This is a genomic window from Thiomicrorhabdus chilensis DSM 12352 (genome assembly GCF_000483485.1).
Lineage (GTDB): Bacteria > Pseudomonadota > Gammaproteobacteria > Thiomicrospirales > Thiomicrospiraceae > Thiomicrorhabdus > Thiomicrorhabdus chilensis.
In genome coordinates this window covers 1,542,160-1,565,544 of record NZ_KI519609.1, presented here as the reverse complement: position 1 = coordinate 1,565,544, position 23,385 = coordinate 1,542,160, and the positions used below count along the sequence as shown (strand labels likewise).

24 protein-coding genes and 2 tRNA genes are annotated in these 23,385 nt (G+C 49.9%); 20 read left to right on the top strand and 6 right to left on the bottom strand.

The genetic code is table 11. The features are described 5' to 3' along the window. Position 1: 1 nt before the first annotated feature. Entirely contained in the window at positions 2–1,156 is a 1,155-nt protein-coding gene (locus B076_RS0107565) for a DUF3095 domain-containing protein (RefSeq protein WP_245566337.1), read from the top strand. Here B076_RS0107565 and B076_RS0107560 read toward each other — a convergent pair. From B076_RS0107560 to zntB, 4 genes are all read right to left on the bottom strand, one after another. After that, a complete protein-coding gene (locus B076_RS0107560) occupies positions 1,153–3,177 on the bottom strand; it encodes a copper-translocating P-type ATPase (protein WP_028486773.1) in 2,025 nt (674 codons plus the stop codon). The genes B076_RS0107565 and B076_RS0107560 overlap by 4 nt on opposite strands. A 201-nt stretch (positions 3,178–3,378) precedes the next feature. Beyond that, positions 3,379–4,098, bottom strand: coding sequence for a VIT1/CCC1 transporter family protein (locus B076_RS0107555; RefSeq protein WP_084205731.1), 720 nt, complete (start codon positions 4,096–4,098; stop codon positions 3,379–3,381). 112 nt (positions 4,099–4,210) lie between these two features. Then, the gene (locus B076_RS0107550) at positions 4,211–5,266 is read right to left on the bottom strand and encodes a peptidase M42 (protein ID WP_028486771.1); all 1,056 of its coding nucleotides are present in this window, start codon (positions 5,264–5,266) and stop codon (positions 4,211–4,213) included. 91 nt (positions 5,267–5,357) lie between these two features. After that, a complete protein-coding gene (gene zntB / locus B076_RS0107540) occupies positions 5,358–6,341 on the bottom strand; it encodes a zinc transporter ZntB (RefSeq protein WP_028486770.1) in 984 nt (327 codons plus the stop codon). Positions 6,342–6,663: 322 nt separating this feature from the next. Here zntB and B076_RS0107530 point away from each other — a divergent pair, with 322 nt between their 5' ends. Beyond that, the gene (locus B076_RS0107530; protein ID WP_157753536.1) at positions 6,664–7,248 is read left to right on the top strand and encodes a DUF4136 domain-containing protein; all 585 of its coding nucleotides are present in this window, start codon (positions 6,664–6,666) and stop codon (positions 7,246–7,248) included. An 81-nt stretch (positions 7,249–7,329) separates the two neighbouring features. Next, positions 7,330–7,680: a thioredoxin family protein gene (locus B076_RS0107525; protein ID WP_245566336.1), complete on the top strand. Its 351-nt coding sequence runs from the start codon at positions 7,330–7,332 to the stop codon at positions 7,678–7,680. Between the two features lie 14 nt (positions 7,681–7,694). Here B076_RS0107525 and B076_RS0107520 read toward each other — a convergent pair whose 3' ends face one another. Then, positions 7,695–8,555, bottom strand: a complete 861-nt coding sequence (locus tag B076_RS0107520) for an SDR family NAD(P)-dependent oxidoreductase (protein ID WP_028486767.1) — start codon at positions 8,553–8,555, stop codon at positions 7,695–7,697. 159 nt (positions 8,556–8,714) lie between these two features. Here B076_RS0107520 and B076_RS0107510 point away from each other — a divergent pair, with 159 nt between their 5' ends. The 16 genes from B076_RS0107510 to B076_RS0107435 all read left to right on the top strand — a co-directional run bounded on the left by B076_RS0107510 (position 8,715) and on the right by B076_RS0107435 (position 22,135). Beyond that, positions 8,715–9,746: a hypothetical protein gene (locus B076_RS0107510; RefSeq protein WP_157753535.1), complete on the top strand. Its 1,032-nt coding sequence runs from the start codon at positions 8,715–8,717 to the stop codon at positions 9,744–9,746. 184 nt (positions 9,747–9,930) lie between these two features. Next, the gene (locus tag B076_RS12430) at positions 9,931–10,629 is read left to right on the top strand and encodes a DUF502 domain-containing protein (RefSeq protein ID WP_038150482.1); all 699 of its coding nucleotides are present in this window, start codon (positions 9,931–9,933) and stop codon (positions 10,627–10,629) included. Positions 10,630–10,699: 70 nt separating this feature from the next. Continuing rightward, entirely contained in the window at positions 10,700–12,481 is a 1,782-nt protein-coding gene (gene aspS / locus B076_RS0107500) for an aspartate--tRNA ligase (RefSeq protein ID WP_028486765.1), read from the top strand. Positions 12,482–12,566: 85 nt separating this feature from the next. Beyond that, a complete protein-coding gene (gene nadA / locus B076_RS0107495) occupies positions 12,567–13,658 on the top strand; it encodes a quinolinate synthase NadA (protein WP_028486764.1) in 1,092 nt (363 codons plus the stop codon). 94 nt (positions 13,659–13,752) lie between these two features. Then, on the top strand, positions 13,753–14,262 hold the full coding sequence (gene ruvC / locus B076_RS0107490; RefSeq protein WP_028486763.1) for a crossover junction endodeoxyribonuclease RuvC: 510 nt from the start codon (positions 13,753–13,755) through the stop codon (positions 14,260–14,262). Between the two features lie 9 nt (positions 14,263–14,271). Continuing rightward, positions 14,272–14,901, top strand: coding sequence for a Holliday junction branch migration protein RuvA (ruvA, locus tag B076_RS0107485; RefSeq protein WP_028486762.1), 630 nt, complete (start codon positions 14,272–14,274; stop codon positions 14,899–14,901). Next, complete coding sequence (gene ruvB, locus B076_RS0107480; protein ID WP_028486761.1) at positions 14,902–15,915, top strand: Holliday junction branch migration DNA helicase RuvB; 1,014 nt, start codon at positions 14,902–14,904, stop codon at positions 15,913–15,915. Between the two features lie 2 nt (positions 15,916–15,917). After that, positions 15,918–16,619, top strand: a complete 702-nt coding sequence (gene tolQ, locus B076_RS0107475; protein ID WP_028486760.1) for a protein TolQ — start codon at positions 15,918–15,920, stop codon at positions 16,617–16,619. A gap of 19 nt (positions 16,620–16,638) precedes the next feature. Beyond that, positions 16,639–17,106, top strand: coding sequence for an ExbD/TolR family protein (locus B076_RS0107470; RefSeq protein ID WP_028486759.1), 468 nt, complete (start codon positions 16,639–16,641; stop codon positions 17,104–17,106). After that, positions 17,103–18,146, top strand: coding sequence for a cell envelope integrity protein TolA (gene tolA / locus B076_RS0107465; protein ID WP_028486758.1), 1,044 nt, complete (start codon positions 17,103–17,105; stop codon positions 18,144–18,146). Before B076_RS0107470 ends, tolA begins: the two co-directional genes overlap by 4 nt. Before the next feature lie 16 nt (positions 18,147–18,162). Then, positions 18,163–19,497, top strand: coding sequence for a Tol-Pal system beta propeller repeat protein TolB (gene tolB, locus B076_RS0107460; RefSeq protein WP_245566335.1), 1,335 nt, complete (start codon positions 18,163–18,165; stop codon positions 19,495–19,497). 58 nt (positions 19,498–19,555) lie between these two features. Next, entirely contained in the window at positions 19,556–20,146 is a 591-nt protein-coding gene (pal, locus tag B076_RS13025) for a peptidoglycan-associated lipoprotein Pal (RefSeq protein ID WP_051347240.1), read from the top strand. Positions 20,147–20,224: 78 nt separating this feature from the next. Beyond that, positions 20,225–21,025: a tol-pal system protein YbgF gene (ybgF, locus tag B076_RS0107450; protein ID WP_028486756.1), complete on the top strand. Its 801-nt coding sequence runs from the start codon at positions 20,225–20,227 to the stop codon at positions 21,023–21,025. A gap of 56 nt (positions 21,026–21,081) precedes the next feature. After that, complete coding sequence (gene queC, locus B076_RS0107445) at positions 21,082–21,777, top strand: 7-cyano-7-deazaguanine synthase QueC (protein WP_028486755.1); 696 nt, start codon at positions 21,082–21,084, stop codon at positions 21,775–21,777. A gap of 99 nt (positions 21,778–21,876) precedes the next feature. Then, positions 21,877–21,952: transfer RNA gene (locus B076_RS0107440), tRNA-Lys, on the top strand. A 107-nt stretch (positions 21,953–22,059) separates the two neighbouring features. After that, positions 22,060–22,135 (top strand) — tRNA-Lys (locus tag B076_RS0107435). A gap of 116 nt (positions 22,136–22,251) precedes the next feature. Here B076_RS0107435 and B076_RS0107430 read toward each other — a convergent pair. Next, positions 22,252–23,025: a hypothetical protein gene (locus B076_RS0107430; protein WP_028486754.1), complete on the bottom strand. Its 774-nt coding sequence runs from the start codon at positions 23,023–23,025 to the stop codon at positions 22,252–22,254. Positions 23,026–23,131: 106 nt separating this feature from the next. On the opposite strand from B076_RS0107430, the gene B076_RS0107425 reads away from it, so the two are divergent. Further along, positions 23,132–23,380 (top strand): hypothetical protein, encoded by a 249-nt coding sequence (locus tag B076_RS0107425; RefSeq protein ID WP_028486753.1) that lies wholly within the window; start codon positions 23,132–23,134, stop codon positions 23,378–23,380. Positions 23,381–23,385: the final 5 nt, after the last annotated feature.

Here is a 23,385-nt window from a genome sequence, read left to right as displayed (position 1 = left end):
GGTGTCAGTCGCTTTTGAAGATAATATACCTTGTTTTGAGGATCTGCAAGAAACCTTTAATTCTGCGGTCTATACCGAGCTGCCGGCCGACTGGTGGGTGGTGATTGCCGATGTCAGAGACTCTACGCAAGCCATTCAGCAAGGCCGTTATCGAGATATTAATGCGGTTGGCGGTGGTACCATCGCCGCCGTGTTGAATGCCCTAAAACCTCGGCAGGTACCTTATGTGTTTGGTGGAGACGGCGCTTCGTTTTGCGTCCCGCCGGATGCTTTGCCTGCGGTCAAGAAAGCGCTTGGTGGTTGTCAGGAACTTGCCAGTGAGGGTTTGGGTTTTGATTTGCGGGTGGGGTTAGTGCCTTATGCTGAACTCTCTAGGCCGATTAAAGTCTGTCGTTATCAAGGCGCTCCCAATTTGGTGCAGTATTTTTTTATGGGCGGCGGCATGGAAGAGGCGGATCAGCTGGTCAAGCTGGATAGCCGCTATCATTTGTCTGAACAGGTCGACGCTGAGGCGGATTTTTCCGGTTTTGAGTGCCGCTGGAACCAGGTTCCCAGCGGTAGGGAGGTCACCTTCAGTTTGCTGGTGAAGGCGCGTGAGCAAAATCAGCAGGCCTGTCTGGAGCTATACCGGAGTGTACAGCAACGTCTGCTCAGCCTGATGGGCGATGTACAGCAGCATCATCCGTTGAATATGGGGGGCTTATCGCTCTCTTTTAACGCTGACAAACTTCAGGCCGAAGTCGCGACAAAAAGTCTGCATCTTGGTCGGTTTCGGCGTTGGCGAACCCGGCAAGTGATTCGATTGCAGAATGTGATTGGAAGCTATTGGATGGCTTTTGGCAAGCGTGCAATCAATGTGGACTGGGGGCGTTACAAAGCGGATTTGGTGGAAAACTCGGATTACCTGAAACTGGATGATATGTATCGAACGGTCATGGCGGGTGATCGCAACGCGGTAACGCAACTTCTGCAATGGTTGGAGGAAGGTTACCAGCAAGGACGCTGGTATTACGGCTGCCATCAGACCCATTCGGCGGTGATTACCTGTTTGGTCTCCAAAACCGGTGTGGAACATGTGCATTTTGTCGACAGCGCCGAAGGCGGTTACGCGATGGCGGCCAAGCAGATTAAACAGCAGATGGTGGTGACGGACTAGTGGCGCAGTGTGTATTTCAACAGTTGCGCGTTAATGGCCACGATCACTGTGCTGAGACTCATCAGCACCGCCCCCATCGCGGGGTTGATGACCCAACCCCAAGGTAGGAAAATGCCGGTTGCCAGCGGTATGGCAACCACATTGTAGCCGCTAGCCCAAACGAAATTCTGAATCATCTTTCGATAGGTTTGTCGTCCCGCCCTCATTAGATAGACGATGTCCTTTGGATTGCTGTTGACCAATATGATGTCGGCGGTTTCGGCGGCGACATCGGTTCCTGAACCTATTGCAATTCCCACCTCGGCAGTCGCCAGTGCCGGTGCATCATTGATCCCGTCACCCACCATGGCGACTATTTCACCTTGGTGTTGTAATTGTCTTATCTTCTCGCATTTATGTTCGGGCAACAGGTTCGCATAATAGCCATCTAAACCAAGTTTTTGGGCAACACTTTGGGAAACCGATTCATTATCGCCGGTCATCATGTAGACTTTAAGCCCCAAAGCTTGCAAAGTCTGGACGGCTTCATAAGACTCCGGCCGTATTTCATCGGCGAGTGTTATATAGCCGGCAAGTTTGTCATCGACAAGCAGATACACCAGTGTTGCCTCCTTGTCATTAACGGCTGTTTCGGGAGGGTGAAAATCATGTGCCAGTAGATAACCTCCACCGACTATTTTTATTTGATGTTTGCCGAGCTGGGCGCGGATACCTTTTCCGGTCATTGCTTTGAAATCCTGCACCATCTGAATTTCTATATGTTCGGTGTCGGCCTTTTGCAGAATCCCCTGAGCCAGAGGATGTTCGGAATGTGCTTCTAAGGATGCGGCCATGCTTAATATCTGTTGATCTGAAAAACGCTTGTCAAATGAGACAACATGCGTGACACCGAAGTTTCCCAGGGTTAGGGTTCCGGTTTTGTCAAAGACCACCGAAGTGACTTTACGGGCATTTTCAAAAGCGCTACGGTTGCGAATCAACAAGCCTCTTTGAGCAGAGCTGGAGGTGGAGATCGCCACCACTAAAGGAACGGCGAGTCCCAGCGCATGCGGGCAGGTGATGACCATTACACTGACCATGCGCTCCAGAGCAAATACAAAGGGGGTGCCTAAAATCAACCATGTGAACAGGGTGGAAAAGCCGACAGTGAGAGCGGTGAGTGTCAGCCAGAAGGCGATCCGATCTGCCAGGTTCTGAGTTTTGGATTTTTCAGATTGAGCCTGCTCAACCATGTGAATGACTTTATTCAGATAGGCGTTTTCGCCAAGCTGTTCAACGCGGATGGTGATGGAACCATTGCCGTTGAGGGTGCCGCCGATGACGGGATCTCCCGTGGACTTCTTAACCGGTTTGGACTCGCCGGTTACCATCGCTTCGTTAAGAGTGCTCACTCCGTCAATAATCTTACCGTCAACCGGAACTTTTTCCCCGGGATGCACCAAAACTTGGTCACCCTTGTTGAGTTCGTCTATGCCCACCTTCTGGGCTTTTCCGTGATGCAGTCGGTTGGCCTCGGTAGGCATCATTTCCGCCAGTTTTTGCAATGAATCAGAAGCCTTGAGCACGGATTTCATTTCGATCCAGTGCCCCAACAACATAATGTCGATCAGTGTCGCCAGTTCCCAGAAAAAGGTTTTACCGTCCAGTCCTAGGGTAGTGGCAACGCTGTAGCCGAAAGCAACACTGATCGCCACCGAAATCAAGGTCATCATGCCCGGTTGCCGATTGTACAATTCGCTTACCAGGCCTGTTAAAAATGGCCAGCCGCCGTAGAAATAAATCAGGCTGGAAAACCCGAGCAAAACGTATTGATCACCAGGGAAGCGAATGCTGAATCCCAATAATTCTTGGATCATAGGGGATAAAAGCAAAATGGGAAGGCTGATCAACACAGATATTCGGAAGCGTCTTCGGAAATCATGAATCATCATCTGGTGATGTTCCGAGTGTGTGTGCGAGTGTTTTGCACTCGTGCTCTGGTGTGTATGAGCTGGGCTGGAATGCTCAGATAAGCTTGGCATAAGACCTCCATGCTGGAGTCTTGTAAAACAAGACTGTTACTCAGTAGTAAAGCACTGTTGGGTGAGTGTTTGCAAGGAAAGTCGGTTTTTAAATGGTTTTAATTGATTGATTTTTAATGGAATTTGTTATGCTTGCAAGGAAGTGGGCATGGTCTGGGCGGTCGGATGTGAAGGGCGCCAAATCGGACGGCACCCAGTTAACTATGCGTGTGTGCCGAACATCAATCCCACATAAGTGGTTAAGGCCATGGCGATGAAGCCCCATAAAAGCATGCGCATAGCCCCCTTGAACATATTGGCACCCCCCGTTCTGGCCGCCAACGCGCCGAGAATTGCCAGTAATAACAAGGAACTTGCTGCCACAATATAACCAAGGTTCTCCATTGGCAGAACCGCCACCAAGATCACCGGAATCGAAGCGCCGGACACGAATGAGGCTGCCGAGGCGAAAGCGGCTTGCAACGGGCGGGCCGAGTGCACTTCGGTCAAACCAAGTTCGTCATGCGCATGTGCACCTAAGGCGTCATGCTCCATCAATTCCAAAGCCACTTGATGTGCGGTTTCCTCGCTCACGCCGCGCTGGATATAGATACGAGCCAATTCAGCATGTTCGGTGTCCCAGTCTTCTTCCAGCGCTTTTTTCTCAAGCGCCAGGTCAGCCGCTTCGGTGTCGGCCTGAGAGCTCACGGATACATATTCTCCGGCCGCCATCGATAGGGCACCGGCCACGAGGGCGGCCACCGCGACCAGCAGGATATCTTCTTTTCCGGCACCTGAGGCGATGACCCCAACCAGCAAACTGACGACTGAAATGATGCCATCATTGGCGCCCAGCACCGCCGCTCGTAACCAGCCCATGCGATGGCTGTAATGATCGCTGATTAAATGCTCGTCAAGCATTTCTTGGGTGAAGTGTGACATGAAAAGCTCCTTTTAATGTGATTTTGCGCCTAAGTGTTCAATTTACCCCAGTCTGGGGTGCAAACACGAGATTTTTATCGGAAGTGACTCCTAATAAAGGGCCGATGCTTAATTATGCAAACTCATCGGCCAGAATTCTCAGTAACTTAAGAAACGCCTCAACTGATTCGATGGAAGCCGATTCGGCCATGGTGTGGTAGCCGGTGGTTGGAACCTGTATGGTGGTGCCATCGACCAAACCATTGGATGCTGCGATGATACGACCCATCTCCGTACTTCCCAGTGAGCGGGGTGTTTTACCGGTTTGCATCAGTTGGGCATTTTGCTTTTCAACATAATGGTCTTTGTAGAGATAACTCAAATCATGCTGCTGGCAGAGTTCGGCAACCAATTGAGTCGATTGTGCATTAAAAGCCGCATTGGCGTCTTTTTCACGCAGAATAATCAACTGATTATTGGCGGCTTCGACTGTCGGAAAAGGGCTGGTATCGACCACAAACAGCTTATTGGTGGAACCTCCAAAACGACGGAACCATTCCAGTAGGTAACGCCAGCTTTTGCCCGCTTCCTCCTGGGCTGTGAAAAAGGCGGTGCCCTGAAAGCCCTGACTGAATAGGTGCACAATGGCCGCGGCCGTCAGCACATTATCAAGTTGACCTTCCAGTCGGTCGCCGTTGATTTTGAGTTTGTCTTCAAACGCGACCGGAGTTCCCGCGACAACGCTGTCAAGGCCATCGATTTCAAAAATCAGGTTGTTGCGGAATTCACAAATGTAAGAGTTCTTGATGAAGCCTTTACCGCGATAACTGCCTGACCAAGGCTCGTAGGCAAATACCGGAACCGATTGAAAACGTTCGGTGATTTTGGACATCAGTTCCTCCGATACGGCACTGTCCAGCAGGTCGGTTCGGTTGGCGGAGATGAAGGCCGCATATTGAAATTCATTGGGTCCGGTGCACACCAGGCCGTGGCGATCAATGTGGGCTGAAAACATGGTGCTGAAGGGATCGCTGCCCTGAGCAACCAACAATCCTTCATACCAAGTGACTTTAGCGCCGCGTTCTTCCAGTTCTCGCTGAAGAACCCTGAAAAAGGAGTGCTCGGCACCGACCACACTAGGCTGTCGTACCAGTGCCTTGAGTAAATCAATGAAATCCGTGTTTAGCACGATGAAAGCCTACGATGAAAAGGAGGTGGGATTGGAAGCCGATTACTGCCAATGGTTGCAGGAGCTGAAAATACATCTTTCGAGAGCACGGTTATAGCCACTTTTTCCATTTGAAAAAGGCAATCTGCATGATTACCACGATAATCAGGATAGCACTGAAAACCAGGAAGGCTTGGGGGTTTTCCGCTCCGGGGATGCCGCCCACATTGATGCCGAGCAGCCCGGTAAAAAATCCAAGCGGTAGAAAAACGGCCGCGACGATAGACAACACATACATGCGTTCATTGAGTTGTTCCGACATTCGACTGATGAGCTCTTCATGGGTGACGGCCGCACGTTCCCGGACCGCATCGATGTCTTCGATGTGCCGAATTAGACGATCGCTGACTTCGCGCATACGCATGCGGTCATTATCATCGAACCAGCTGACTTTTTCGACCATTAACCGTGAAAACGCCTCGCGTTGCGGCGCTAGATAGCGCCTTAAGGTAATGGTTTGGCGACGCAGGGTAGCCAGATCAAAACGCAGGGTGGAACGATCCTCAGAGAGGGCGTTGTCTTCCAGTTCGCCGATACGATCCTCAAACTGGTCGACGGTATCGCCCATACGCCAAACCAGTCTATCAGCCAGGTTGACCACGAATTCCGCAGAATTGACCGGCCCTTTTCCTGCCTGCAATTGATTCAAGAGATCCTGAACTGAAATAAGCGTGCGCTTGCGGGTGCTGATAATCCGGTTGTCATCGACCCAGATGCGTAAGGAAACCATGTCCTCCGGGTCGGAGTCCGGGTTTTTGTTGACCCCACGCAAAGCCATCAATAAGCCGTCACCAATACTGACCGCACGTGGTCGCGTCTCTTCGGTCAGAAGCGCTTCGGTAATCAAATCATCCAAGCCGCTTTGGTTGTTTATCCAGTTTATGGCAAAGGCTTCGGTATAGTCAAAGTGCAACCAGAGCCGACCCGAATCCGCAGTCCATTGTTGAACTTCGTCCCAATTTAAATAGCGTCCACTGCCTTGACCGTCAAGTAGAAAAGCGTGGATCAGTCCCGCTGGTGTATTTGGCTGATGCATAAATAAAACTCGCTTTTGAAAATGAGCAGGCCTGTTGAGATGGAGGATAAATTTGTTTTCGCCCAAGCCAATCACATTGTTTGCAATTCACATTTTAGTCATTGTTACCAAGTTGTGCACGGTTTATCTGATGCTATCAGATTTGAAATTCAGGCAACGGTTTTATTAATTTGAATGCCCGCTTATGTGCTTTTTGAAACCATCATACAGAAGTGTTTCCAGTACTTAGTCAGGCAACGGTTTGTACAAGCGCGCACAAAAAGTCTAAAATGAAATGAAAGATTCACTTAAAGCATTAAAATTCTTTAGCTGGGGGAAAATTATGCGGGCTATTTATCAATGGGCTATGGGGTTTTCCATAGTGGTGTTCAGTTTTGTTCTGAGTGGCTGTAGCGGCATACCGGTAAAGCAGGATTATGATGTTAATGCCGATTTTACCCATATTCGAACGCTCCAATGGTTGCCGGAGACTAAGCAGGTGACGCCTAAAGCCAGTGATTTCGCCAAGCAGCAGCCCTTGATCGCCAAACGAATCAATCAGGCCATCGCTTCCAGCCTGGGAGCCAAAGGCATGCAGTTATTGCCCTCTCAGGCAGACGCGTTTATCACCTATCATGTGGTGGTGAAAACCATGCTGCGTTCCGAGCCCGTCAGTCCCAGTGTTGGTTTCGGGTTTTGGGGGCGTCATACCGGGGTGATGTTCCATACTCCACACGAAATTTACGAATATGAAGACGGCACCTTGATTATTGACATCATTGATCGGCAAGGTAATTTGCTGTGGCGTGGTTCCAGTAATACCTATTTGGTCGAGCAGGAGACACCCGAAAAAACCACCGCTTTGGTGAATGCGGTGGTCGGTAAGGTGTTGGCGCAATATCCGCCGAAAAAAATGCCAACCAACTGACACCATTACCGATGATTAATAGGCTTGTGTAAAGCCTGCAAGCGCAGTATGCTTGGCGCTTTTCTAAGCCCGTACAGATAAATGATTGGAACCCGTGTGATGCAGAATATCGAAACGCTTGAAGAGTTGGATCAGTTAAAACAGTCGCAAGACGCTTTGTTGGTTTTGTTTGGAGGCAAGGAGTGCAATGTGTGTCACTCCATCAAACCCAAACTTATTGAATTGATTGAGGAAAACTATCCGAAAGTAAAAATGGTGTATGTCGATTGCCATGTGGTCACAGACATCTGTTCGCAAAACGGGGTGTTTACTTTGCCGACGTTGCAGGTATTTTTTACCGGCCAGCGTTTTATTGAGGAAGTGCGCAGCTTCAGTCTGCAAAAAGTCATGCAGGATTTGGCGCGTCCCTATTCAATGGTGTTTTCTGACTGAAAGGAACGATACTTTTAACGTTTGCCGTCGCCTCCGGCTTTAATTAAAAGGCTGTCCAGCCAGCGGTTGGGCAGCAGCCGTTTCAATACCGCAAACACCTTGGTTGGCACAGTGACCCGATAACGAATCTTAGCGTGCGGTTTTTGCAGGGCATGGATTACGCAGTCGCTGACCGCTTCCGGCCCTAAGGTGAAGGGCGCGCTTGGGCCAACCGTTTCAAGACGTTCAATCATTGCCTGGTAGTTGGCCTGATGGGCGCTGCCTTCTACCGTAATCCAATCTTTGAACTGGGCATAGGCGTTTTTTCTAAAATCGGACAGGATCGGCCCCGGTTCAATCAAACTCACCTGAATATTGTCCTGTTTCACCTCCAGCCTTAAGGTGTCGGCAAAGCCTTCTATGGCAAATTTGCTGGCATTATAAGCTCCCCGATATTGCATGGCGGCAAAGCCTAGGATCGAACTGTTATAGAGGATTTTGCCGTACCCCTGTTGGCGCATGATTTTGACTACCGCATTAGTCAACTCCTGGGTGCCAAAGACATTGGTTTGGAATTGATGGAGCATGGCTTCCCGGCTCAAGTCCTCCACGGCCCCTGGCAATCCGAAGGCGCCGTTATTGAACAAAGCATCGATTTTACCGTCGGTGGCCTGCAATATCGCTTCCAAGCCTATGCGAATCGAGTCGCTGTCGGCCAAATCCAGTTGAAAACAGCTTAGACCCTCTTGCTGCAATTTCTCAACGTCTTCGGCTTTTCGGCAGGTGGCAATGACTTGATAGCCCAGTTTGTTTAGGGTGTGTGCGGTATGGTGACCGATTCCGCTTGAGCAGCCGGTGATGAGGATGCGGCTGGGTGGCAAAAGTGTACATTTCATAGTCGTTAGGCTGTCTTTTAGGGCTTGTTTGGGTTGGCGGTTAGTCTAAATTAAAATTAGGCTGAACTCCAATGTTCGATTTTATAAGGTTTCGCATTTTAACGGCATATATGTTGCTTGGCATCTATATCGAATTCAGTGAGGTTGATTGGGATAAAAATGAAATACAAAATGCTTTTAAGTGGGGTAGTCCTGGGTTTAAGTGCTGCGGCTTTTTTGTCTGGGTGTAATATGGCCAACAGTGCAGACGGCGGCAGCGACAGCGCGCCAACCAACTTGATGGAACCCACCGCTTCGGTCAGTATCCAGAGTGCCTTGCCGGTGGCCGATTCACAAGGTTATTACGAAGAGGACGCCATCGTCACGGTCAACGCCAGTGCGGTCGGTTCATTGGGAAGCAGTGTCACCTGCTCAACCACTTTGTCTTATAACGATGCAGTGGTGGATACCATTCTGGGCTGCGGTACCAAGCAGTTTCAGCTGGCTAGTGGGGCGGGAGCCTATCGCATTAAGCTGACCGCGACTGATGCCAACTCCTTGGTGGCGGAAGATCAGAAGTTTTTGATTGCAGTTCCTCAGTTGCTTGCCAATAGTGTGTACTTGAGTGCGGATTTCAACTTCACCACCTCAAGCGACGTGGCCAATTCGTTTGATGTATTTTTGGACGCCACCCCCTCTACCAAGGGAGAGGCAGGGGATATCTCTACTTATACCTGGCAGATACGACTTAAGCAGGATGATAATGATGAAACATTAGTCGATACCGTAGGGCCTACAAATAGTCCGACGACTAATGTGACGGTCAATCAGGACGGTATTTATGTGGCGCGTCTGACCATCGTGGATGAAGGAGATAATACCGCCGTCACTGAAAAGATGTTTTCGGTAGGGACGGGATCCGCTTTGGTGGCCGATTTTTCCGTCGCCGTTTCGGGTGCTGCCCCCGTTAATATTGATGTGGACGCTTCCTCGAGCACGATTGCTGCCGGGGCTGACCACTATATTTGGGAGGTCTATCCGCTTGACGGCACTAGCGGAGAGGTTGCGGAAGAGGCTATCTACCGTTTGACGGTCGAATCGGCCACCACCGTTTTGCCGATTGCGGTCAGCGGCACCTATTTGATTCGCCTTAAGGTGATCGATACCTTGGGTAATGAGCACCTTATCGCTCGTTTGGTAAACGTTACTTAGACATCCCGCCTGTTTATACAAACTTCATCAAAACCGGCAGGCCTGCCGGTTTTGATGTCTCTGTTTGCTTTTTGAATCTCTTCCTTTTTCCGTTACTTTCGTTGTCAAATTCCCTTTAAATTCATTTATAATAGTGCGTTTGGTCTTGTTGTTCTGCGCAAGCGATTATGGATGGGTAAGACAAATGGCGATTTTTAAGCGGTATCTGATTGCGGGGCTGTTGCTCTGGTTACCTCTGGGTGTGACGATTGCAGCGCTGATTTTTCTGGTGAACTTTTTTGACCGGAGCTTGTTATTGTTGCCAGCGGATTATCGTCCGGAGGCGCTGTTGGGTTTCAATATCCCTGGGTTGGGTATCTTGCTCTCATTAGCGATGATTCTGTTGACCGGGATGCTGGTCGCCAACTTCCTCGGGTCTAAGATGATCCGCATATGGGAGTCGTTTTTGGCGAGAATTCCGTTGGTCAGATCGATTTATCTGGCGGTTAAACAGATTGCCGAGGCGGTATTCGGTTCCGGAGATCAGACCTTTCAGAAAGCTTATATGGTCCAGTACCCGCGTGTGGGATTGTGGACCATCGCCTTTCAGACCAGCACACAGATGGGTGAGGCGCAAGCCAGGACCGGCCTCAATGAAGTGGTGAATTTGTTTGTGCCGACCACGCCCAATCCGACGTCTGGTTTTTTTATTATGGCCTCCAGAAACGAGATTATCGAACTTGACCTGAATGTGGACGACGCTTTGAAGATGGTCATTTCCGGCGGGGTGGTGGTGCCGCCCTGGGATAAGTTGAGAGAGCAACAAAAAGCGCATGAGGCTGAACAGGGCCTTGAGCATATACCATCAGAGAATCAGGGCAAAACCGAATCAAAACAGAATTAAAGGGAGGCTAGGGTAAAACCTGGTTTTCCGACAGTTAAACGTTATTTTAGAGTAAAGGGTAATAAAGATTATGCGTACACATTATTGTGGGCAGGTAACAGAAGCATTGATTGATCAGCAAGTCACGGTAGCCGGCTGGGTGCATCGCCGTCGTGACCACGGTGGGGTGATTTTCATCGATTTGCGTGACCGTGAGGGGCTGGTGCAGATTGTGGTCAATCCGGATACCGCTGAGATTTTTGCCAAAGCGGAACGTTTGCGTGCCGAATGTGTGCTGAAAATCACCGGAAAAGTGATTCCCCGAACCGAAGCAACCGTCAACCCGAATATGGCCACCGGTAAAATCGAAGTGGTCGCCACCGATTTGGATGTGTTGAGCATGGCGGAGCCGATTCCGTTTCAGTTGGATGAGAAAAATGTCGGTGAAGAGACACGCTTGAAATATCGTTACATTGACCTGCGTCGTGAAGAGATGCAGAAAACTTTGATGCTTCGTTATCAAGTGACGCGCAGCATGCGTCGTTACCTTGACGACAATATGTTCATGGACATCGAAACTCCAATTCTGACCAAATCCACTCCAGAAGGTGCACGTGATTATCTGGTGCCCAGTCGTACCCATCAGAACAAGTTTTTCGCTTTGCCGCAGTCACCGCAGCTGTTCAAGCAGTTGCTGATGATGTCCGGTTTTGACCGTTATTATCAGATTACCCGCTGTTTCCGTGACGAAGATTTGCGTGCCGACCGTCAGCCTGAATTCACTCAGCTGGATATCGAGACCTCTTTTATGGAAGAGGATGCGGTAATGAACCTGATGGAAGGATTGACCAAAACCCTGTTCAAAGAAACCATAGGTGTTGAGTTTGATTACGATTTCCCTCGCATGCCATATTCCGAAGCGATTCAAAAGTACGGTATCGACCGTCCGGATCTGCGTATCGACATGCAACTTGTTGACGTTGCCGATCTTCTGCAAAACATCGACTTTAAGGTGTTTGCCGGACCTGCTAAAGACCCTAAAGGGCGCGTTGCTGCGTTGAAGGTGCCGGGAGCGGGCTCCATGAGTCGTAAAGAGATCGACGAATACACCAAATTTGTTGGCATCTATGGGGCCAAAGGTTTAGCGTACATCAAGGTCAATGACTTGTCAGCCGGTATCGATGGTTTGCAGTCGCCGATCGTCAAGTTCTTCCCCGATCAGGTGATGGAGATCATGCAACGAGTCGGTGCGCAAGACGGTGATATCGTTTTCTTTGGTGCTGATAGTGCTAAAGTCGTTAATGAAGCTTTGGGCGCCTTGCGTGTCAAGATTGGTGAAGATTTGGGCATGTTGAACGGCGAATGGAAGCCGGTCTGGATCGTTGATTTTCCAATGTTCGAGGAAGATGAGAAGACCGCTCGCATGACTGCGATTCACCATCCGTTTACTCAGCCGAAAGCGAGCACGGAAGAAATTCTAAACCATGATGAGCCGCATCAGATGCTTTCAAAGGCTTATGATTTGGTCATCAATGGTTTGGAAGTCGGTGGCGGTTCGGTGCGTATCCACGATACGCATATGCAGGCGGCGGTGTTTAAATTATTGGGCATTTCCGATGAAGAAGCGCAAGACAAGTTCGGTTTCTTGTTGGATGCCTTAAAGTACGGTTGCCCTCCGCATGCAGGTATGGCTTTTGGTTTGGATCGTTTGGTGATGATACTGGGCAAAATCGATTCGATTCGTGACGTTATCGCTTTCCCGAAAACCCAATCTGCGGCCTGTCCGTTGACGGAAGCACCGGGAATGGTTGACGATGCGCAGTTAGCCGAGCTGGCGTTGCGTTTCAGAAAGTTTGCCGAAGAAAAATCCTAACGCTCAATAAACCAAATTTGGAAAGCCTTTTGGGAAGAGTCTTTGTGATGAGGACTCTTTTAAACAAAACTTAAGAGTCCTGTCTATGTCTGAACAATCTTATGATATTCCCGTTGGTTTGGTTAACCGGATCAACACGCTTGCCCAAGAGGCGACGATATTGCCGCCTCTTGAACAAGCCGAGAAGGAAGCGTTAAAAGCTAAAATCAAACAACTCTTGAAGCAGCATAATGCACAATTGGTTGCGCATTATTATGTGGACGATGATTTGCAGGCGTTGGCTGAAGAGACCGGTGGGGTTGTTGCAGACTCTTTGGAGATGGCCAATTTTGGCGCGCATTCGGATGCCGATGAATTGGTGGTCTGCGGAGTGCGTTTTATGGGGGAGACGGCTAAGTTGTTGAGCCCTGAAAAAACCGTGCTGATGCCGGATCTGGACGCGACCTGTTCTTTGGATGTGGGCTGTCCCGCCAAGGAGTTTGCGGAGTTTTGTGCGCAGCATCCTGATCACACTGTGGTGGTCTATGCTAATACCAGTGCTGAAGTCAAAGCGGTGGCCGATTGGGTGGTGACGTCCGGCAATGCATTGCAGATTGTCAGCCACCTTAAAGAAAAAGGCGAAAAGATCATTTGGGCACCAGACCGTCATCTGGGCGACTGGATTGAAAAACAGACCGGTATCGAGATGATTCGTTGGCAGGGTCATTGCATTGTACATGACGAGTTCAAAGCCTATGAACTTGAGCAGCTGATCAAGCAACACCCGGATGCGAAAGTGTTGGTGCACCCAGAGTCCCCCGCTGAAGTGGTGGCCCTGGCTGATGTCGTGGGATCGACCAAGGTGATGTTGAACGCCATAACCAGTCTGCCGGACGATACTTTTATTGTGGCGACCGATTATGGGCTATTTTACAAAATGCAGCAGGCCGCGCCCAAGAAGCAGTTGATTGTCGCGCCGACCTCTGACCGTGAGCATCAATGCGTCAGCTGTGCGCATTGTCCGTGGATGGCTATGAACAATTTGCAGAACTTGGCCGATTGTTTGGAAAAGCAGAGCGGAGAAATCCTCATCGACCCTGCGGTTCAGAAAAAAGCGTTGCAATCGGTGGAGCGCATGCTGACCTTTTCAAGAGAACATGGCCTGGTGTCTGGCAAACATCAGGATGCCTCGGACTGATTGAAAGTTGATTTTAATGGGCCTCTGTTCAGTTGATTGAGGCATAAAATGACCAGGCCTGCTGGTTTTAAAAATGAGGTGTGTTTTGACCGCCATTAAACGTGTATTAGGGATTGATCCGGGTTCTCGAAAAACCGGTTTCGGCTTAATTGAATCGGGCCGTTATTACCCTAATTATCTGGTCAGCGGGGTGATTCGCGTTGAGAAATATTCCGGAGCGGAACGCCTCAAGATGATTTTTGAATCGGTTTGTCAGATCATCGATCAGTACCAGCCCAGTGTAATGGCGATCGAAAAGGTCTTTGTTTACAAAAATCCCAATTCAGCGATTAAGCTGGGTCAAGCGCGCGGCGTGATATTATGTGCTGCGGCCATTAAAAATGTTCCTATAATGGAATATACTCCTACACAGATTAAAAGTACCATCGTCGGTAAAGGTCATGCTGGAAAATCGCAGGTTCAGTACATGGTTCAAAACCTTCTCAAACTGACTGAATCGCCGCAAGAAGATGCCGCCGATGCCTTGGCGTGCGCTTTATGTCATGACCGTTATATGACGCTGGGAATTGATCCGGAAACCCTGTCAAAGGGCACCAAATTTTAAGGAAACTGAATGATCGGATTTTTAAGAGGTTCACTGGTCCAGAAGCAACCGCCGATGTTGGTGTTGGACGTAAACGGTGTCGGTTATGAAATCGAAGCGCCGATGTCCACTTTTTACCAGCTGGAAAACTCTGATGATAGTGTGACCATCCTGACGCACATGCATGTTCGCGAAGACGCCATGTTGTTGTTTGGGTTTGCCTCGGAATCAGAACGCATCCTCTTTAAGACCTTGATTAAGGTCAACGGTGTGGGCGCAAAAATGGCGCTGGGTATTTTATCGGCCATGTCGGTCAACGAGTTTTGTTCTTATGTGGACGCGGCCGATGTGACGGCCTTGACACGTATTCCCGGTGTGGGCAAAAAAACGGCGGAACGCCTTCAGATTGAGATGCGAGATCGTTTAAAACCGATTATGGAATCCGGGTTGTTGCAGTACGAACCGGTTTCAGGTGGGCAGACGGCGACCGGTCAAAAAGCCGCGCCGATATTGAGCACAGTTCAGCAATCGGCGTGTGATGCCCTGATGGCGTTAGGTTACAAGCCGCCTCAGGCAGAAAAGATGGTGCAATCCGTGTTTGATGAAAGTCTTTCTCTCGAGGAAGTGATTAAGCGCGCCCTTCAAGGAATTAAGCTCTAAATGATTGAAACAGATCGTATTATCGGCAATCAGGAACAAGAGGACGACATCTATATACCGCCGTCCGTGCGTCCAAGTCAGATTCGGGACTATATCGGGCAACAGGCGGTGCGCGATCAGTTGCAGCTGTCGATGGACGCCGCCAAAATGCGATCCGAGCAGTTGGACCATGTCCTGTTGTATGGACCACCAGGCTTGGGAAAAACCACCTTGTCGAATATCATCGCCCATGAAATGGGGGTTACGCTCAGACAGACTTCAGGGCCAGTATTGGAAAAACCCGGTGACTTGGCCGCGATTCTGACTCGTTTGGAGCCGCATGATGTTTTGTTTGTGGATGAAATCCACCGTTTAAGCCCGATTGTTGAAGAGGTGCTTTATCCGGCGATGGAAGATTTCCAGATTGACATTGTCATCGGCGACGGTCCGGCTGCACAGAGCGTGAAAATCGACATTCCGCCTTTTACATTGGTCGGAGCGACAACACGGGCAGGCCTGCTGACTTCGCCATTGCGAGATCGTTTCGGCCTGGTGCAAAGACTGGAATTCTATACCGATGAGGAGTTGACGCAAATCGTCAGTCGCTCGTCGAACATTCTGGGCATGCATTCTGAATTATCGGGTGCCCTGGAAATCGCCAAACGGTCACGCGGTACACCCAGAATTGCCAACCGTTTGTTGCGCCGGGTGCGTGACTATGCCCAAGTGAAAGGAGATGGTATCATCACCGCAACCATTGCCGATGCCGCACTGAATTTGCTTGAGGTGGATCCCTTGGGATTGGATAAAATGGACGGCCGCTACCTTGAAACCTTGATAGATAAGTTTGACGGCGGTCCGGTGGGCATTGACAGTTTGGCGACTGCGTTGGGTGAAGAACGTGGCACCATCGAGGATGTGATTGAACCATTTTTGGTTCAGCAGGGCTTTTTGATTAGAAGTCCCAGGGGGCGTATGGCTTCGCGCCGTGCTTATGAACATTTAGGAAGAATCTATCCGCAAAAGGGTAATTAAGTATGAATAGTGAACTGATTGATCTGGTATTAATGGCAAGTCCGGTCGTACAGGCTGTGATGGTGATTCTGGCGCTGATGTCGATTGCGGCCTGGTCGGTGGCGATCTCAAAATCCTATCAGGTTCGTCAAGCCGGCAAAGTGGCCAAACAGTTTGACCAGACCTTTTGGCAGACGCAGGAGTTGACCTCATTGTTCAATCAAGTCGTGCAAAGTGGCGAGAAACCCAAAGGCATGGCCTCGATTTTCGAAGCTGGTTTTCGCGAGTTTGTACGCCTCAAAAAGCAGGGCGTGGCTCACACCTCGGATCTGATGGCCGGAACGCAACGTGCGATGAAGGTGGCTTACTCAAAAGAGTCCGAGCAATTGGAAAACCGCCTGGCTCTGCTGGCCACGGTGGGTTCTTCCGCACCTTATATCGGACTGTTCGGAACGGTTTGGGGGGTGATGCACGCCTTTCAGTCTTTGGGCAATGTTCAAAATGCCACTCTGGCGGCGGTTGCCCCCGGGATTTCGGAGGCCTTGATCGCCACCGCCATCGGTCTATTTGCCGCTATTCCAGCCGTCATCGCTTATAACCGTCTGACCAACCAGGTGGATCGTTTATTGGGTGAATATGAAAATTTTGCAGAAGGTTTTTTGACCATTATGCAAAGACAGGCGCACAGCCTGGAAACCGGAGCCAGCGGGCAAAACAACGCGTAAATATGAGTGGATTGCAAGCATGAACAACGGTTTTAGAAGTCAGCGACAGAAAAAACGTTTAATGGCGGAAATCAATGTGGTGCCCTACATTGATGTCACCTTGGTGTTGTTGATCATTTTTATGGTCACAGCTCCGATTGTGCAACAGGCGGTCAGCGTAGAATTGCCTCAGACCCCGGAGATAGTCGATAAAAAAGCGACGGCCTCGCAGGCGGATGAACCCACTCCGTTTGTGATTACCGTGACCAAGGAAGGGCGCTATAAAACTTCCGAACAACCCAATCTGGTATTGAGCAATAAAGACCTGGCCGATTTGGTTGCCGAAGTGGTGGCGCGCACCCAGCTGAATCAGGCCCAGCTCATTTACATTCAGGGCGACCGCGCCGCACCTTATGGCAAGGTCGTGCACCTGTTTACATTGCTCAAGGCCAACGGAGTGGGCAATGTTTCCTTGATGACCGAACCGGAACAGGAGGTCGATCAATGATCGCGTTCATACTCAGACATCCCTATTCGGTTTTGATTGCGGTGTTTATTCACATCGGAGTGGTGGCCGCTGTCGTCATGCAGTGGCAGTCGACACCGCACGCCATTCAGATCAGCGGTACGGATAATCAGCCAGAGACTACCCAGGCGGTTCGGCAGATGGAGCCGATGAAAACCTTTGCGGTGGATGCGGCAAGCGTGCAGGAGAAGATTGCTCGTATCAAAGCCGAGGAGGAGGCCAAGAAAAAAGAACAGCAGCGTTTGGCGGCGCTTTCCGAAAAAGAACGCCGTAAATTGGCCGAACTTAAAAAACAGCAAGAGCTGGAACAGAAAAAAACACTGGAAGCAAAACGTCAGGCCGAACAGCAAAAACGCAAAGCGGATGCTGAAAAACGTAAGGCGGCAGAAGCCAAACGTTTAGCGGACATTCAAAAGCAGCGCGTGGAAGCGGAAAAGAAACGCGCCGCCGCCGAAAAGGCTAAAGCAGAAAAAGCTCAGAAAGAAGCCTTGCTGGCCGAGAAGAAAAAACAGGAAGCCAAAGCGCAGATAGCCAAGGCTGAAGCGCAGCGTAAGGAGCAGGAGCAGGCCAAGAAAGCTTTGGAGGCGGAAATCGCCAGCAAGGCCGTGGAAAAACAACAGTTGCAGGAAGCCACCTTGCAGGCTCAATTGGAACGCGAACAAGCACAACAGAAAGCGGCTTTGGAAAAACAAATGGCGGCCGAAGAGGCCGCGCGTCGTGAGCGTCAGAAACGTCAGCAGTTGCTGACTCTGAAAGAGACCTATATTTCCTCAATAGCGGCCAAGGTCAAGGATAACTGGCGCACGCCGGCGCGGATATCCGATCAGGCGCAGTGTGAATTGGACATTACTCAATCACCAAATGGCAGTGTTACCAGCGTCAAGGTGCTTAATTGCAACCAATTTGCTAATGAGCAGTTCAAGCAGGCTGCGGAAAAGGCGGTGTATCGTTCAGAACCTTTGCCGAAACCGCCGGTTCCAGAATTGTTTGAACGAAATATCAAGTTTGTATTCAAACCCTAACACCTAGAGATGATTTATGTTTAAAAAGCTAACAGCGATGTGCGTCAATAAAGCTCCATTTTGGACAGGCCTGCTGGTTTCGGTGTTGTTCGTTATGCCGTTTTCAGCTCAGGCTCAGTTGACGATCGAAATCAATGAGAGTTACGAGAATGCCTTGCCGATTGCGATTGTGCCATTGGATTGGAAGGGACAGACGCAACAGCCCCCGCAAGACCTCTCTGAGATTATCCGCAATAACCTGCGCCGCAGCGGTAAATTCAAGCCGGTGGAGTTGTCACAATTGCCGGCTCGACCGACGTTGGTGGAAGAGGTCAACTTCGATCAATGGCGACAGTTGGATGTGGATAATCTATTGATCGGAAAAATCACCGACCAAGGTAATGACCGTTATATGATCGAAATGCGTTTTTTGGATGTGTTGCGTAAGGTTCAGGTCATTGGCAAACGTTGGAGCAATATTCCAGGCAAACAGCTGCGCCAGATCGCACACATCATGAGCGACTTGATTTACCAGGAGCTGACTGGAATTAAAGGTGCTTTTAATACCCAGATCGCCTATGTGACTTTGAAAACACGGGATGGTAAACGCAAATACACTCTAGAAGTCGCCGATGCGGATGGCTTCAATCCTCAACCGATTTTGCGTTCACCACAACCGATCATGTCGCCATCCTGGTCGCCGGATGGTAAAAAACTGGCTTATGTCTCCTTTGAAAAAGGGCGCTCGCACATTATCGTGCAGAGTTTGGATGGAAAATATCGCGAAACCATTGCCAGTTACAAAGGCATCAACGGTGCGCCGGCCTGGTCGCCGGATGGCCAGAAGATGGCCTTGACGCTATCCAAAGACGGCAGTGCCGACATCTACGTGATGGATATGGCAAATCGTAGCCTCAAGCGTTTGACGCGCCACTGGTCGATTGAAACTGAAGCGGCTTGGGCGGCAGACGGCCGTTCGTTGTTCTTCAACTCCGACCGTCGTGGTCAGCCGCAAATTTTTCAGGTATTTTTGGATACAGGAGAGATTCAGCGTGTCAGCTTTGAGGGGCGCTACAATGCCAATCCCGAAATTTCTCCGGATGGCCGCTATCTGGCAATGGTGCATGGGCAGGGCGGCTTCCATATCGGCTTGTTGGATTTGATGACCAATCAGTTTAATGTTTTGACTCAGAGCTTCCTGGACGAGTCGCCGACTTTTTCCCCGAATGGTGAGATGATCCTGTATGCGATGAACCAGGGATCGATTGGAAAGCTGGCAGTGGTATCGGTGGACGGCACCACCTCACAAACTTTGAGTGTGCGTGATGGACAAGTTAGAGAACCGGCCTGGGGGCCTTACCTGAATCGCTGATTGCGGTAAAATGAATAACACGATTTTTCTCTTTTAGTTAAGAAAAAGGATAGTTTTGATGACACGTTTAACTTCTGTATTTGCCTTAGTCATGTTGTTGGGGCTGGGAGCCTGTAGCACCACCTCTGAAATCGATCGTTCACAGAACACGGATCTGGATCCGCTTGCAGAGCCGCAGTATGGCCCGGAAGGCGCTCCGCGTGCCACGGAGAACGGTGAGGATCTGGATTTGGGCGTCGAAATCATGGGGGTTGAGGTTGAAGAGGGTCGTTACCCGGGAAGCGCCTTGGGGGAGGACAGTATGGCGGATGGTGTCAAACTGTACGAGCCGATTGTCTATTTTGAATTTGATCAGGCGGATTTGAGTGAAGCCAATACCGAACTGGTCAAACATTACGCCCAAGTGTTGGTGGATGCACCGGAGAAAAACGTGACTTTGGTCGGGCATACCGATGAAAGAGGTTCACCGGAATACAACCTGGCTTTAGGTGAGCGACGCGCCAAATCGGTTGCCCAGGTGATGATGTTGTTTGGTGTTCAGGAATCCCGCATTGAGTTGATCAGCTTTGGAGAAGAGCAACCCCAAGCCTTCGAACATAATGAGCAGGCCTGGTTGAAAAACCGTCGGGTTGAAATCAAGATCCATTAATTGTCAGGTGTCATGGCGAGACGCAATAGGTGTCCGTCAAAACCTTTTAAAAAACGTTTAATTCAAACAGGTTGGAGCATGAAAAAGCGAATTCAATTGGCCGTCATCAGTTCACTCGTGTTGTCATTCAGCAGTGCCCATGCGGCACCGGCCGGTTCTATCGAAGACAGGATTCTAAGGTTGGAACGCATGGCGGACAATCCGGTGTTGTTGCAACTCAGTCAACGACTGGGCGAGCAACAGCGCGAAATTCAGCGTCTGCATGACGAGATTGATCGCCTGAAACGTGCACAGAGCAACTTTCTGGAACGCGCCAAGGGACGTGAGGCGGAAACCGACCAGCGTATCAGTGCGTTGGAAACGAAACTCAAATCTTATGAATCGGGTGTTTCGAGCGCCACGGTTCCCGCGCTCACGCCCTCGCTACCGGCTCAGTCGGTAACCACGCCCGCTTCAGGCCATGCTACAGATTCAGAAGTCAGTCAAGTCATTGCAACCTATCCCGCTACTGCTGATGAAAATGCACAGTATCAAAAAGCCTTTGCGTTGATGCGTGCGGCTCAATATCGTGAATCGATTGCCGCATTTGAAGCTTTCATCAAGCAATCTCCCGCTAGCAGTCTGGCGAGTAACGCCAGCTATTGGGCGGGGGAAGGTTATTTGATTCTCAAGGATTATGACAAGGCATTGAACGCTTTTGAACGCATTATGCTGCAATACCCGGGTTCGTCCAAAGAGCCGGATGCCATGTTGCGGGCGGCGGACAGTTTGATTCAGTTGAAAAAGAATGAAAAGGCGACCCAGCTCTATAAAAAGTTGATTGAGTCTTATCCGGATTCGAGGGCGGCCGAGAGCGCGGCCAAACGCCTTAATCCATAAAAACGAAAGCATCCCTACCTTCTATAACTACAAAATAACGATAAAGTTTTTTCGTCATGCAAAATACAGTAGACCGCAAAAAAGCGGTCATTTTACTTTCCGGTGGTCTGGATTCGGCCACCGTTCTCGCCATTGCCCAATCCGAAGGCTATGAGTGTCACACGATCAGTTTTGACTATGGGCAACGTCACCGTGCCGAACTGGAATTTGCGGAGAAACTGTCCAAGCAGCAACAAGCGGCTTCTCACCGAGTGGTTAGCGTCGATATGAGTCAGATTGGCGGTTCTGCCTTGACCGATACACGTATTGATGTCCCGATTTCCGGAGTTGAGAGTGGACAGATTCCAGTGACTTATGTGCCGGCACGCAATACGGTTTTTTTGTCTTATGCTCTGGCCCTGGCGGAGGTGCTGCAGGCCAACGATATTTTCATCGGGGTCAATGCGGTGGATTATTCGGGCTACCCGGATTGCCGTCCAGAGTTTATTGATGCCTTTGAAAAAATGGCCAATCTGGCGACCAAAGTCGGGGTGGAAGGGCAGGTTCTGCATGTGCGTACTCCTCTGATCGATTTGACCAAGGCGCAGATCATTCAGACCGGAAGCGAATTGGGTGTGGATTACAGTTTGACGGTTTCCTGTTATCAGGCCGACAGTCAGGGCCGGGCTTGTGGTGTGTGCGATTCGTGTCGCCTAAGAAAGCAAGGTTTTGAAGCGGCCGGGATTGAAGATCCAACTCGCTACCAGTCGTAAGCGAATGAAATAAAGATAGAATGTAAGAAATCTGTAAAAAGTCGATAAAAAAGGCTTGCACAGATTGGCCAGCCTTGTATAATACGCCCCATTCCGAAAGGGTCGTTAGCTCAGCCGGTAGAGCAGTTGGCTTTTAACCAATTGGTCGAGCGTTCGAATCGCTCACGACCCACCATATTCCCGGTTGTTTGAAGGATTTAATCCATTTCAAATAACCCGTTTATGCCAGATTCCAGTGGCGCATAAACTCGCTTCACCAAACGGTGAGGCAAAAACTGTTTCGGGTCGTTAGCTCAGCTGGTAGAGCAGTTGGCTTTTAACCAATTGGTCGAGCGTTCGAATCGCTCACGACCCACCATTACATTTAAAGCCCCGCAATGACATCTCATTGCGGGGCTTTTTTGTTTTTCAGGGATTCGTGCTTAACCGGCAAACCCGTCAGGCCTGCCTGTTTTGTTAAGCGTTTAGGTTGTTTCAGCTTTTCAAGTGCTTGGATGCGATCTCTTTTAAGGTGCTCACTGGCAGATTCGCCTGTTCGGCAAAACCCAAGGCCCGGGTCAAACGTGCCGGAGCCGAACGTCCCATGCAGCCGTGCTGCAAATCACCGTTAATCGCTTCAATCAAGCCTTCCATCAGTCGATCACGGTTGTTTTTCCGACCTGTGAGCCAGTCCTGGATATCGAGTACATTCTCGGCAACCGCTTGCATGATGGCAGAATGGTTTTTCATTAAATTTTCGACGTTACCGCCCACTTCTAGCCCTGCGATATTGGTGGTGAGAATGTATAGGTTTTTGCGTACCAGTTCATAGGCCAACTCTTCTTCAGAATCGACCAGATAGCTTGGAATGTCCAAACTCGCCAGGGCGTTGAAGACCTGGCGTGCATTCGGGCCGTAAATCGGGGAGGGCAGCACCACTTTGCTGTCCATGCCTTTTTTCTTTTCAAACCAGACGGAGATCACTGTTGGTTCTAAAATGCCGGCGTTTTGCCAATCGCGCGGCAACAGCTCGTTTTGCAGTAAAACCAGTTTGTCTTTCCACTTTTGCGGACAATTTTCGAGCACGCTGTGAATGTCCGCTTCGCCTACCGCAATCACCACCGCTTTTGGGTTAGGGTAAGCCTGCGCCGAAGAGTGGATGTCCATGTCGCGTGTTACCGGGTAGACAGGATGCCCAGTCTTTAAAAAACCTCTGGCGAAGACGCTGCCCAGTTCACCTAAACCCACTACGATAATAGGATCGTTCATCTGTTTGACCTCGTTTAATAATTATTGCACCAAAATGGAAAGAGGCTCCTTTTGCTGCCGATTTGTTGATAAAATACGTTAAATTCGATAGCACAGGATATTAGCAGTGAATCAGCAAAAAGCAAAGTTTACATGGCATTACTATGGCATGGCCTTTGGTGCTTTGATGGCGATGCTGGCGGGTACCGTCGGTTCTATTGGTGGGGTGGTGTCGGCCTTGGCGTTTGCGATTTTGTGCCACCCGGTTCTGAAGTTTCAGGGGGTCGGGCGTTTTGTGTTTTTGATCCTGTTTACGATTCTGTATGTATTTGCTTTTCCCGAAGCTGACGTGATTCGTCAAATGATGGCGGAATAAGTTGA